The sequence below is a fragment of the Velazquezella soli genome (assembly GCF_977018685.1).
The window spans coordinates 1,045,068-1,056,844 of record NZ_CDRNXF010000004.1; the positions used below are offsets into that span (position 1 = coordinate 1,045,068).

Sequence of the window (11,777 nt, forward strand, 5' to 3'; positions counted from 1 at the left end):
ATAGCCATGGGCATCTGGATCGACACAGATATGGGGTTCGACGACATCGCGGCGATCATGGTCGCAGCGCATGCCGGCCTCGGCGTGGACGGGGTTTCGCTTGTGTTCGGCAATGCGCCGATTGAACGTGTCCGCGGCAATGCAGCTGGCGCCTGTGCGGCCTTCGTCTGGCCGTTCCCGGTTCATGCGGGCCGCGCCTTTCCGGTGATGGGCAGGCTTGAGACGGCGCAGGACGTGCTGGGCGATGAAGGCATGCCGAGCGCCGGTCTGCACCTGCCGGACATGCCCGACACATTTCACGACGATGCTTTCGAGGCCCTGTGCCGGTGGCTGGAAACGAGCGACGGCGACGCGCGCCGGATCCTGGCCCTTGGGCCGCTCACCAATATCGCAGCCGTTGCGCTGGCACGGCCGGATCTTGCCGCCAAGATCACCGATCTCACCTGGATGGGCGGAAGCCTGACGGCCGGCAATCACACCGCATCTGCCGAATTCAACGCCTATGCCGATCCGGAAGCGGTGGCCATCGTGCTTGCGCATCAGATCCCGCTCAGGATGGTCGATCTCGATATCTGCCGCAAGGTTCTGTGCTTTCCGGATGACGTGGCGCCGATCCGGGCTGCCGGCGGACGCAATGCGACGCTGGTGGCCGATCTTCTGGCCGGCTTCGTCGAGATCGCCACCAGCCGCGGCCGGCCGGCGATGGCGCTTTACGATGCGGTTGCCGCTTTCGCCTTCGCCTATCCGGATCACGTCACCTGGCGTGAGGCGCGCATCGACATGGAAACCGCCGGTACCGTGACGCGTGGGCGGACCGTGGTGGAGACCCGGGCGGCCAAGGTTAGCGGTTTCAACGGATCCTATGCGGCCGAGATAGACGTCGAAAAGGCGCGCGATACGATCCTTGAAACCCTCAAGGCGGAGGCAACGTGGTGATGAGCGGCGAGATGAAGACCATCGTGACTGACATCTACGGGTTTACCGATGCGGGCTTGCGCGACCGGGCAGTGATCTCTGCCCGCGGTGATGCGCCTTTCGACATCCTGATCACCGGCGGCACCCTGGTCGACATGGTGACGGGCGAGCTGCGTGCGGCCGATATCGGCATTGTCGGGCCGCTGATCGCCAGCGTCCATGCGCCGGCTAGCCGCAGCGATGCCGACCGTGTGATCGATGCCGGCGGTGCCTTCGTATCGCCGGGGCTGATCGATACGCATATGCATATCGAAAGCTCGATGGTGACGCCGGCCACCTATGCGCAAACCGTGCTGCCGCGCGGCGTCACCACCGTCGTGTGGGATCCGCACGAATTCGGCAACGTCAACGGTGTCGATGGCGTGCGCTGGGCGGTCGAGGCGGTGAAGTGCCTGCCGCTGCGGTGCCTGGTTCTTGCGCCGTCCTGCGTACCGTCTGCACCGGGGCTCGAAATGGCGGGCGCCAGTTTCGAAGCCGATGCGATCGAGGAAATGCTTTACTGGCCGAAGATCGCCGGTCTGGCCGAAGTGATGAACATGCGCGGCGTGATCGATCGCGACCCGCGCATGAGCGAGATCGTGCAAGTGGCGCTGGCTGCGGAAAAGCTGGTCTGCGGCCATGCCCGCGGTCTTGCCGATGCGGATCTCAATGCCTTCATGGCATCCGGCATCACCTCCGACCACGAGCTTGTTTCGGGCGCAGACCTGATCGCCAAGCTGCGCGCCGGACTGACGGTGGAGCTGCGCGGCAGCCATGACCATCTTCTGCCGGAGTTCGTCGCAGCGCTTGGCGAACTCGGCCGTCTGCCGCAGACGCTGACGCTCTGCACCGACGACGTGTTTCCCGACGATCTCGTCGATGGCGGCGGGCTGGACGATGTGGTGCGCAGGCTGGTGCGCTACGGCATGAAGCCGGAATGGGCGCTTCAGGCCGCAACGCTGAACGCGGCCCAGCGCATCGGACGCGCCGATCTCGGCCTGATTGCCGCCGGGCGTCGTGCCGATATCGCCATCTTCGAGGATCTCACGGAATTTCGCGCCCGGCATGTGCTGGCCAGCGGTACGGAAGTTGGCTGCCGCGGAGCGATTTCGGTCGTGATCAAACCGACCGATCCGGCCCCGCTGACGGCTTCGGTCAAGCTCAAGCCTTTGCAGGCAGACGATTTCCGGGTTCGGTCGGAGGGCACGGAGGTGCGCCTTGCCACGATCGACCGGCCACGGTTTACCCGCTGGGGGACAGCGGATGCCGATGTCGTCGATGGTTTCGTGGTGCCGCCTGAGGGTGCGACGCTGATTGCCGTGACCCACCGCCACGGTCGGGCGGACTGCCGCACCCGGGTCGGTTTCCTCACCGGCTGGGGCACATGGCGCGGCGCCTTTGCCACCACGCTTGCGCATGACAGCCATAACCTGACCGTTTTCGGCGCCGATCCTGTCGATATGGCCGTTGCCGCCAATGCGGTGATTTCTGCCGGCGGCGGCATGGCGGTGGCGATCAACGGCAAGGTGGACGTGCTGCTGCCGCTGCCGCTTTCCGGCCTTGTCTCGGAAGCGCCGATGGAAGAGGTGGCCGACGGCTTTCGGGCCGTCCGCGCCGCGATGGACGGCATCGTCGACTGGACGCCGCCCTATCTCGTGTTCAAGGCCTGCTTCGGCGCAACGCTTGCCTGCAATCCCGGTCCGCACCAGACAGACAGGGGCATCGCCGATGTCGCAACAGGCAAGGTGCTGGAAAGCCCCGTTCTCGAAATTCTCGGATAAGGGGCGTTCATGCAGCCGCACGACTTCTGGCAGGAGATGCATCCGGCGGGCACGTTTTCATGCGAGGCGCCGTTTTCTGGGTTCTTTCCCGTCAGCCTCGATGACGGGCGGCAGCTGCGCCTGCCGATCCGCCCGCTCGCCGACGGCAAACACGCACTCGCCTCGCTGATCATCAACCAGGCGAGTTTTAAAGTGCAGGATGCGCTGGCGGCGGATCTCGCAAAGAAACTCGAACCCTACCGCCCCGAGGTGATCGTCGGCCTGCCGACGCTTGGCCTGACGCTCGCCTCAGCCGTCGCCCGCGCGCTAGGATTGCCGCGCTACGTTCCGCTGGGGACCTCCAGGAAATTTTGGTACGACGAGACGATGTCTGTGCCGCTGTCGTCGATCACCACACCCGACCAGGTGAAGCGCCTCTATGTCGATCCGCGCATGCTGCCTCTCATCACGGGCAAGCGCGTGGTGCTGGTGGACGACGTCATTTCCTCCGGTACCTCGATCGTCGCCGGTCTGACGCTGCTGGCGTCGCAGGGCATCGAGCCGGTCGCGATCGGGGCGGCAATGCTGCAATCGGTGCGCTGGCATGACAGGCTCGACGGGTTCGGGGCCGAGTGGCGGGAGAGGGTTGTAGGGGTGTTTGGGACGCCGATGCTGGTAAGGGCGGGTGAGGGGTTGTGGGGTCTGTGATGTCTGTCCAAAAAGTGTTCTCTCACGCGAAGGACTTCGCGCGGCTGGGTTCCTGTGACGAGCAAAGTGATGAGGGAGCTTGTCACAGGAATCCAGTGCCATCGCGTCCGCAATGCGGGGAGCTCTTGATTGGCTATGATTTCGACAGGTGCATCAGAGCGCATTTCCACCTTGCGAAACACGGCCGGCGGGATAGGATCGCGATCACCCACCGCTTCTGACAATCACGATATCGGGAATGAAATCATGCAATTGGTGTTCGACGGCCATAACGATGTGCTTTTGCGGCTCTGGCGGAACATGAAGGCTGGTGGGGATCCGGTGGCGGAGTTTGCCGGGGGGACGGCGGGGGGGCATATCGATGCGCCGCGGGCGAAAAAGGGCGGTCTCGTCGGTGGGCTTTGCGCCATCTACATTCCCTCGGGCGATCTGGTTCTGTCGGATCCGGATGCGGACGGACATTATGCGACGCCGCTGGCAGCGCCGCTCGACTATGCGCCGTCGCTCGATATCGCGCTGGAAATGGCCTCCATCGCATTGCGGCTCGACCGGGCCGGGGCTTGGCGGTTGTGCCGGTCCGTCAGCGAGATCCGCAAGGCGGTCGAGGACGGCGTGTTTGCGGCGGTGATGCATATGGAGGGCTGCGAGGCGATCGATGCGGATCTCGTCAATCTCGACGTGTTCCATGCGGCGGGCCTGCGTTCGCTTGGTCCGGTCTGGAGCCGCCACAACATTTTCGGCCACGGCGTGCCGTTCGCCTTTCCTATGACGACCGATACGGGGCCGGGGCTCACCGATGCGGGCTTCCGGCTGGTGAAGGAATGCAACCGGCTCGGGATCGCGATCGATCTTTCGCATATCACCGAGAAGGGGTTCTGGGATGTGGCGAAGACCAGCGACCAGCCGCTGATTGCCAGCCATTCCAACGCGCACGCGCTGACGCCGGTTGCCCGCAACCTGACGGACAGGCAGATGGACGCGATCAGGGATAGCGGCGGTCTGGCCGGGCTGAACTATGCGGTGACCATGCTGCGGCCCGACGGGCGCGACGATGCGGCGACCCCGCTTTCCGACATGGTGCGCCACATCAACTACATGGTCGAGCGGATGGGGATCGACAGCGTGGCGCTCGGATCGGACTTCGACGGCGCCACGATACCGCAGCAGATCAGCGATGCTGCAGGCAATCAAAATCTGGTTGCGGCCCTCAAAACTGAGGGATACGCTGACGAGGATCTCGCAAAGCTTTGCCGTGAAAACTGGTTGAGGGTTCTGGGCAAGGCTTGGCAGGAATAGGCTCGGAAGACGGGCTTCGAACGGGTTAGAAACAGGCTTCCGCAACGTACGGAACAGGGGAAATCATATGCTTCATCTTCGCTCCCACACTCTTCGAATGCTGTCGGCGACCGCCGCGCTGTCGCTGCTTTCGTTTGCCGCACCCTATGGTCTTTCCGGAGAGGCGATGGCCGCGACGCCGGCCGATACGCTAGTCGAAGGCTTTGCGATCGACGACATTATCAGCATCGATCCGGGCGAAGCCTTCGAGCTTTCGGCGGCCGAGGTGACCGCCAACAGCTATAGCAAGCTCGTGACGCTCGATCCGTCCGATACGTCGAAAGTGATCGGCGATCTCGCAGACAGCTGGACGGTGTCCGACGATGGCATGACCTATACGTTCAAGCTGAAGCCTAACCTGAAATTCGCCTCCGGCAACCCGATCACCGCAGAAGACGTCGCCTTCTCGTTCGAGCGCGCCGTCAAGCTCGACAAGTCGCCGGCGTTCCTTCTGACCCAGTTCGGCCTGAAGGCCGACAACGTCACTGAGAAGGCGAAGGCATCCGGCGCCGACACGTTTACCTTCGTGGTCGACAAGGCCTATGCGCCGAGCTTCGTGCTCAACGTGCTGACGGCCACCGTCGCCGCCGTGGTCGACAAGAAGGTGGTGATGGAGCATGCGAAATCCGTCACCCCGACGGCCGAATACAAATTCGACACCGATTTTGGCAATGAGTGGATGAAGACCGGCTATGCGGGGTCCGGCCCGTTCAAGGTGGTCGCATGGCGCGCCAACGAAGCTGTCGTGATGGAAGCCAATCCCAATTATTACGGCGAGAAGCCGAAGCTGAAGCGGGTCATCTACCGCCACATGAAGGAAAGCTCAGGTCAGCGCCTTGCGCTTGAGAATGGCGATATCGACGTCGCCCGCAATCTCGAGCCGAACGACATGGACGCCGTGTCGAAGAAGGAGGGCATCTCGCTCACGTCTGCGCCGAAGGGCACCGTCTACTATTTCAGCCTCAACCAGAAGAACAAGAACCTCGCCAAGCCGGAAGTGGTCGAGGCGATGAAGTATCTCGTCGACTATGATGCGATCGGCGCGACGCTGATCAAGGGTATCGGCGAAATTCACCAGACCTTCCTGCCGAAGGGCCAGCTCGGCGCGCTCTCCGACAACCCGTACAAGCTGGATGTGGCGAAGGCGAAGGAACTGCTGGCCAAGGCGGGTCTGGCTGACGGCTTTACCGTGACCATGGACGTGCGCAACACGCAGCCGGTGACCGGCATTGCCGAAAGCGTGCAGCAGACACTAGCGCAGGCCAATATCAAGCTGGAAATCATTCCGGGCGACGGCAAGCAGACGCTGACCAAGTACCGCGCCCGCACCCACGACATCTATATCGGCCAGTGGGGTTCGGACTATTTCGACCCTAACTCGAATGCCGAGACGTTTACCGTCAATCCTGACAATGCCGATACGGGCACGACGAAGACGCTCGCCTGGCGCAATGCCTGGGACGTGCCGAAGGAACTGTCTGACGCCAGCAAGGGCGCGCTTCTCGAAAAGGATGCCGCCAAGCGCGCGGCCACCTACGAGGACCTGCAGAGAAAGGTTCTGGCCACCAGCCCGTTCGTGATCGTCTTCCAGCAGACGGAAGTGGCCGGCTATTCATCCAAGGTGAAGAATTACAAGCTCGGCCCAAGCTTCGACACCAACTTCGTTGCTCCGGTCTCGAAGGAATAGCCGATAGGGGACGATTTCCTTGACGCTTCCTGATGTAACGACTGTGACACGGCGCAACAGGCGCCGTGCTCCCTCCATTGTCAAAGGTACGCTGCGGTTTCTGATCACCGCGGCGACCACTTTCCTTGGCCTGTTGGCCGTTACTTTTTTCATCGGCCGCGTGGTGCCGATCGATCCGGCGCTGGCGATCGTCGGTGACCGGGCGCCAGCCCATGTGGTGGAACGGGTGCGCGAGGAACTGGGCCTCAACCTGCCGCTCTATCATCAGTTCTGGATCTACATAAAACAGGCGCTGACCGGCGATTTCGGCACCTCGGTGCTGACGACGAACCCTGTCATGACCGATATTGCCCGGGTGTTTCCGGCAACGATCGAGCTTGCCACGATCGGCACGCTGATCGGCGCCGTCATCGGCGTGCCGCTCGGCGTACTGGCGGCCGTCAAGCGGGGCTCGATCGCCGACCAGATCGTGCGTATCATCGGCCTGATCGGCTATTCGGTGCCAATCTTCTGGCTGGGACTGCTGTCGCTCGTGGTGTTCTATGCGAAGCTCCGCTGGGTCGCCTATCCCGGCCGCATCGACATCGCCTACGAATACACGTTCACGTCCGTGACCGGCTTCTTTCTGGTCGATGCCATCTGGCAGCGGGAGTGGGAGGTGGTCTGGGACCTGTTCCGTCACATCATCCTGCCCGGATGCCTGCTCGGCTATTTCTCGCTCGCCTATATCAGCCGCATGACGCGCTCGTTCATGCTGACCGAACTTTCGCAGGAATATGTGGTCGCGGCGCGGGCCAAGGGCCTTTCGGAAACGCGGATCATCTGGTTCCACGCGCTGCGTAATGCGGCCGTGCCGTTGATCACCGTCATCGCGCTCTCCTATGCGGGACTGCTGGAAGGCTCGGTTCTGACCGAAACCATCTTCTCCTGGCCGGGGCTTGGCCTCTACATCACCAACTCGCTGCAAAATGCCGACATGAACGCGGTGCTGGGCGGCACACTTGTGATCGGCATGGTGTTCGTCGCCATCAACCTGTTTTCCGATCTTCTCTATCGGACGCTCGACCCGAGGACGCGCCGATGAGTGTCGTTGAACCGTTGAAACCCTATAGCCGGGCGTGGCTTTTGTCCGACCGGCCGACCTCCCGGCATCAGGCGCGCGTCGGCCGCGCCTATGTGGTATGGCGGCAGTTTTCCGAAAACCGGCTGGCACTGCTTGGCCTGTTCATCATTCTGGGCCTGATTTTCATCGCCATCTTCGCCAACGTTCTTGCGCCGCATAACCCGGTGCAGGGCGACCTGCGCAATTCGCGGCTGCTGCCGCCGGGTTCGGCCGGCTTCCTGCTCGGCACCGACGACCAGGGCCGCGATATCCTTTCGCGGCTGCTCTACGGATCGAGACTGACGCTGTTCGTGGTGGTGCTGGTCGCGGTCATCGCCGCGCCGGTCGGGCTGATCGTCGGCACGGTTTCCGGATATGCCGGTGGCTGGGTGGATGCGGTCCTGATGCGGATCACCGACATCTTTCTCGCCTTTCCGAAGCTCGTGCTGGCCCTTGCGCTGGTCGCGGCACTGGGACCCGGCATCGAGAACGCGGTGCTTGCCATCGCGGTTACGTCCTGGCCGCCCTATGCGCGTATCGCCCGCGCCGAAACGATGACGTTCCGCAATTCGGAATTCATTTCGGCGGTGAAGCTGATGGGTGCTTCGCCATTCCGCATTGTGCTGCGCCATGTCATGCCGCTCTGCATGTCGTCGCTGATCGTGCGTGTCACGCTCGATATGGCAGGCATCATCCTGACCGCCGCCGGCCTCGGCTTTCTGGGTCTCGGTGCACAGCCGCCGCTGCCGGAATGGGGCGCGATGATCGCATCCGGTCGCCGTTTCATTCTCGACCAGTGGTGGGTGGCCGCCATGCCCGGTATCGCCATCCTGATCGTCAGCCTCGGCTTCAACCTTCTCGGCGATGGATTGCGCGATGCGCTGGATCCGAAGGAGGCCGGACAATGACGGAGAAAGGCCAATGATGATGGGCAATCCTTCCGTCAACATGACTGGTACCACCGAAGCGCCGCTACTTGCGGTCGACGACCTGCGCGTGACGTTTCCGACCCGCACCGGCGAGGTAACCGCTGTGCGCGGCGTCTCGTTCACGCTCGGCAAGGAACGTCTCGGCATTGTCGGTGAATCCGGTTCCGGCAAATCGCAGACCGGTCGCGCCATCATGGGGCTGACGGCGGGGCATGCGAAGATCACCGCGAACAAGCTGGAATTCAGAGGCCGCGATTTGCTGTCGATGCCGAAATCGGAGCGGCGGCACATTCGCGGCAAGCAGATCGCGATGATCCTGCAGGACCCGAAATATTCGCTCAATCCGGTCATGACCATCGGACGGCAGATCGTCGAGACGCTGAAGACCCATGAAAAAGTCTCGGGAGCGCAGGCGAAGGAGCGGGTGATTGCGATGCTGGAAGCGGTGCAGATCCGCGATCCGGGCCGTGTCTACGATCTCTATCCGCACGAGGTTTCCGGCGGCATGGGGCAGCGGGTGATGATCGCGATGATGTTGATCTGCGGCCCGGAGCTTCTCATCGCCGACGAACCGACCTCGGCGCTCGACGTGACCGTGCAGCTCGACGTTCTCGACATTCTCGACAAGCTGGTGTCCGAACGCGGCATGGGGCTAATCTTCGTGTCTCACGATCTGCGTCTGGTCTCCTCCTTCTGCGACCGGGTGCTGGTGATGTATGCCGGACGGGTGGTGGAGGAACTGGCGTCTGCCGATCTTTCCAAGGCGAGCCATCCCTATACGCTGGGGCTTCTCAATTGCCTGCCGACGATAGGCTCGAACCGGCATCCGCTGCCGGTGCTCGACCGCAAGCCGGAGTGGTCGCTATGAGTGCCATCATCTCCATCAGGGACATGCTCGTCACCTATGACGATTTTGCAGCACTCGATCATGTCAGCATGGATGTGGAAGAGGGCGAAAGTTTCGGGATCGTCGGTGAATCGGGGTCTGGGAAATCGACGCTGTTGCGCGCGGTGTCTGGGCTGGCAGGGTTCGACAGCGGCACGCTGACGGTCGCGGGGAAAACCTATTCGGGGCAGAGTAGGACCAAGGAATTCTACCGCACCGTCCAGATGGTGTTCCAGGATCCTTACGGATCGCTGCATCCGCGCCAGACGGTGGACCGGCTGCTGTTGGAGCCTCTGGCGATCCATGGCTTTACCGATGTCGATGTGCGGATTGCCCGCGCGCTTGATGAGGTCGGGCTGGGGGCGGGTTTCCGGTTCCGCTATTCGCACCAGCTTTCCGGCGGCCAGCGCCAGCGGATCGCGATTGCCCGGGCACTCATCCTCGAGCCGAAGATCCTGCTGCTGGATGAGCCGACCTCGGCGCTCGATGCGTCGATCCAGGCGGAAATCCTCAATTTGCTGGAGCAGGCAAAGCGCGACCGCGGATTGACCTTTGTGATGGTCAGCCATGATCTCGGTGTGATCAGCCATATGTGCGGCCGTCTTGCGGTGATGAAGAGCGGCAAGGTGGTGGAAACCGTGCCGGCGCAGGCGCTTGAAAACCGCGAGTTCTCGGCGGATTACACCCGACAGCTGCTGGTGGCGAGCGAAGGCTTCAGCCGCGGCTAATCCGTGTGGCGGGCGGCAGAATGCTATTGTGCACCTGCGAAATGCCCGTAAGATCGCGGTCAAGAGATCAATAAGCAGGGGAACAATGCCATGAAGACGGTTGCTGGTTGGGGTGTGTTTTCGCGCCGGAGCGTGATTGCGGCGTCTGTTGCGCTTGGCCTTGCCGCCTCGATGGGAAGCGGGGCGTTTGCCGCGGCAAAGACGTCGGTCACGATCGGCATGACGATCGAACCCATCGGTCTCGATCCGACGATTGCCGCCCCTGTGGCGATCGGCCAGGTGAGCTGGCAGAATATCTTTGAGGGCCTGACGACGGTCGACAGCGCCGGCAAGGTGCAGCCGCAGCTTGCGGAAAGCTGGGAGATCTCCCCGGACGGAAAGACCTATACGTTCAAGCTGCGCCAAGGCGTGACCTTCCACAATGGCGTCGCCTTCGACTCGTCCGTTGCGAAATTCACGATCGACCGGGCTCGCAGCGCCGACAGCGTCAATCCGCAGAAGCGCTATTTCGCCTCGATCGAGACGGTGGAGACGCCCGATGCCGCAACGCTGGTGCTGAAGCTGAAGCAGCCGGCGGGCAGCCTGCTCTACTGGCTCGGCTGGCCGGCCTCGGTGATGGTGGAGCCGAAATCTGCCGCCGATAACAAGACCACGCCGGTCGGTACTGGTCCGTTCAAGTTCGTGTCTTGGCAGAAGGGTTCGAAGGTCGATCTGGCGAAGAATGCGGAATACTGGAACAAGTCCGTTTCGGTGAAGCTCGAAACGGCGGTCTTCCGGTTCATCGCCGATCCGCAGGCGCAGGCAGCGGCGCTAAAGGCCGGCGATGTCGACGCCTTCCCGGAATTCGGCGCGCCGGAACTGGTCTCCTCCTTCGAAGGCGACAGGAAGCTTACGACCGTGATCGGCAATACCGAGCTGAAGGTCGTGGCGGGCATGAACAATTCCCGCAAGCCGTTCGACAACAAGAAGGTTCGCCAGGCGCTGATGATGGCGGTGGATCGTGCGACGGTTGTCGAAGGTGCATGGTCGGGTTACGGCACGCCGATCGGCAGCCACTACACGCCGAACGACCGCGGCTTCAAGGACTTAACCGGCGTCTACCCCTACGACGCCGAAAAGGCGAAGGCGCTTTTGAGCGAGGCCGGATATCCGAACGGCTTCTCCTTCACCATGAAGGCGCCGCAGATGGCTTATGCGCAGCGCTCGTCGCAGATCCTGCAGGCGATGTTTGCCGAAATCGGCGTCACGATGAACATCGAGACGACCGAGTTTCCCGCAAAATGGGTATCGGACGTGCTTAAAGCCGGCGACTACGACATGACCATCGTTGCCCATGCGGAGCCGATGGACATCGATATCTACGCCCGCGACCCCTATTACTTCCACTACAAGAACCCCGCCTTCAACGAGATCCTCGCGAAGGTCGAAGCGACGGCCGATCCTGCGGAACAGGACAAGCTCTACGGCGAGGCGCAGACGATCCTGGCAGAGGACGTCCCGGCCTTGTTCCTGTTCGTGATGCCGAAGCTCGGGATCTGGGACGCGAAGCTGAAAGGGCTGTGGGAGAACGAGCCGATCCCTTCGAACGTGCTGTCCGAGGTGTATTGGCAAGAATGACGATGCGTCTCGCCGTAATCTGCGCCGGTGACGTTTCCGACAACGGGAGAGGCGTTAAGCTTTGCGATGAG

10 protein-coding genes are annotated in these 11,777 nt (G+C 62.4%); all 10 read left to right on the forward strand.

What is annotated here, in order from left to right:
• Positions 1-6 precede the first annotated feature (6 nt).
• The 10 genes from AC0JZ8_RS08570 (at position 7) to AC0JZ8_RS08615 (ending at position 11,706) form a co-directional block, all read left to right on the forward strand.
• A complete protein-coding gene (locus tag AC0JZ8_RS08570) occupies positions 7-936 on the forward strand; it encodes a nucleoside hydrolase (RefSeq protein WP_062582002.1) in 930 nt (309 codons plus the stop codon).
• Positions 936-2,735: an adenine deaminase gene (locus AC0JZ8_RS08575; RefSeq protein WP_471892286.1), complete on the forward strand. Its 1,800-nt coding sequence runs from the start codon at positions 936-938 to the stop codon at positions 2,733-2,735. Before AC0JZ8_RS08570 ends, AC0JZ8_RS08575 begins: the two co-directional genes overlap by 1 nt.
• Positions 2,736-2,744: 9 nt before the next feature.
• On the forward strand, positions 2,745-3,422 hold the full coding sequence (locus tag AC0JZ8_RS08580; protein WP_471892287.1) for a phosphoribosyltransferase: 678 nt from the start codon (positions 2,745-2,747) through the stop codon (positions 3,420-3,422).
• A 246-nt stretch (positions 3,423-3,668) separates the two neighbouring features.
• Entirely contained in the window at positions 3,669-4,718 is a 1,050-nt protein-coding gene (locus AC0JZ8_RS08585; protein ID WP_430255018.1) for a dipeptidase, read from the forward strand.
• Between the two features lie 67 nt (positions 4,719-4,785).
• Positions 4,786-6,444 carry an ABC transporter substrate-binding protein gene (locus tag AC0JZ8_RS08590; protein ID WP_471892288.1) on the forward strand — a complete coding sequence of 553 codons (1,659 nt, stop codon included), beginning with the start codon at positions 4,786-4,788 and terminating at the stop codon, positions 6,442-6,444.
• A 43-nt stretch (positions 6,445-6,487) separates the two neighbouring features.
• Positions 6,488-7,528, forward strand: coding sequence for an ABC transporter permease (locus tag AC0JZ8_RS08595; RefSeq protein ID WP_430256745.1), 1,041 nt, complete (start codon positions 6,488-6,490; stop codon positions 7,526-7,528).
• Positions 7,525-8,454: an ABC transporter permease gene (locus AC0JZ8_RS08600; protein ID WP_062582012.1), complete on the forward strand. Its 930-nt coding sequence runs from the start codon at positions 7,525-7,527 to the stop codon at positions 8,452-8,454. Before AC0JZ8_RS08595 ends, AC0JZ8_RS08600 begins: the two co-directional genes overlap by 4 nt.
• A gap of 40 nt (positions 8,455-8,494) precedes the next feature.
• The gene (locus tag AC0JZ8_RS08605; protein ID WP_192077968.1) at positions 8,495-9,343 is read left to right on the forward strand and encodes an ABC transporter ATP-binding protein; all 849 of its coding nucleotides are present in this window, start codon (positions 8,495-8,497) and stop codon (positions 9,341-9,343) included.
• Positions 9,340-10,089 carry an ABC transporter ATP-binding protein gene (locus AC0JZ8_RS08610; protein WP_325263304.1) on the forward strand — a complete coding sequence of 250 codons (750 nt, stop codon included), beginning with the start codon at positions 9,340-9,342 and terminating at the stop codon, positions 10,087-10,089. The genes AC0JZ8_RS08605 and AC0JZ8_RS08610 overlap by 4 nt, the downstream gene beginning before the upstream one ends.
• A gap of 90 nt (positions 10,090-10,179) precedes the next feature.
• Positions 10,180-11,706, forward strand: coding sequence for an ABC transporter substrate-binding protein (locus AC0JZ8_RS08615; RefSeq protein WP_471892289.1), 1,527 nt, complete (start codon positions 10,180-10,182; stop codon positions 11,704-11,706).
• Positions 11,707-11,777: the final 71 nt, after the last annotated feature.

Bases quoted from the DNA above. Each gene is read 5' to 3' on its own strand.
- AC0JZ8_RS08605 (WP_192077968.1), top strand. From the start codon at position 8,495: ATGACTGGTACCACCGAAGCGCCGCTACTTGCGGTCGACGACCTGCGC.
- AC0JZ8_RS08615 (WP_471892289.1), top strand. From the start codon at position 10,180: ATGAAGACGGTTGCTGGTTGGGGTGTGTTTTCGCGCCGGAGCGTGATT.
- AC0JZ8_RS08585 (WP_430255018.1), top strand. From the start codon at position 3,669: ATGCAATTGGTGTTCGACGGCCATAACGATGTGCTTTTGCGGCTCTGG.
- AC0JZ8_RS08575 (WP_471892286.1), top strand. From the start codon at position 936: ATGAGCGGCGAGATGAAGACCATCGTGACTGACATCTACGGGTTTACC.
- AC0JZ8_RS08610 (WP_325263304.1), top strand. From the start codon at position 9,340: ATGAGTGCCATCATCTCCATCAGGGACATGCTCGTCACCTATGACGAT.
- AC0JZ8_RS08570 (WP_062582002.1), top strand. From the start codon at position 7: ATGGGCATCTGGATCGACACAGATATGGGGTTCGACGACATCGCGGCG.
- AC0JZ8_RS08580 (WP_471892287.1), top strand. From the start codon at position 2,745: ATGCAGCCGCACGACTTCTGGCAGGAGATGCATCCGGCGGGCACGTTT.
- AC0JZ8_RS08590 (WP_471892288.1), top strand. From the start codon at position 4,786: ATGCTTCATCTTCGCTCCCACACTCTTCGAATGCTGTCGGCGACCGCC.
- AC0JZ8_RS08600 (WP_062582012.1), top strand. From the start codon at position 7,525: ATGAGTGTCGTTGAACCGTTGAAACCCTATAGCCGGGCGTGGCTTTTG.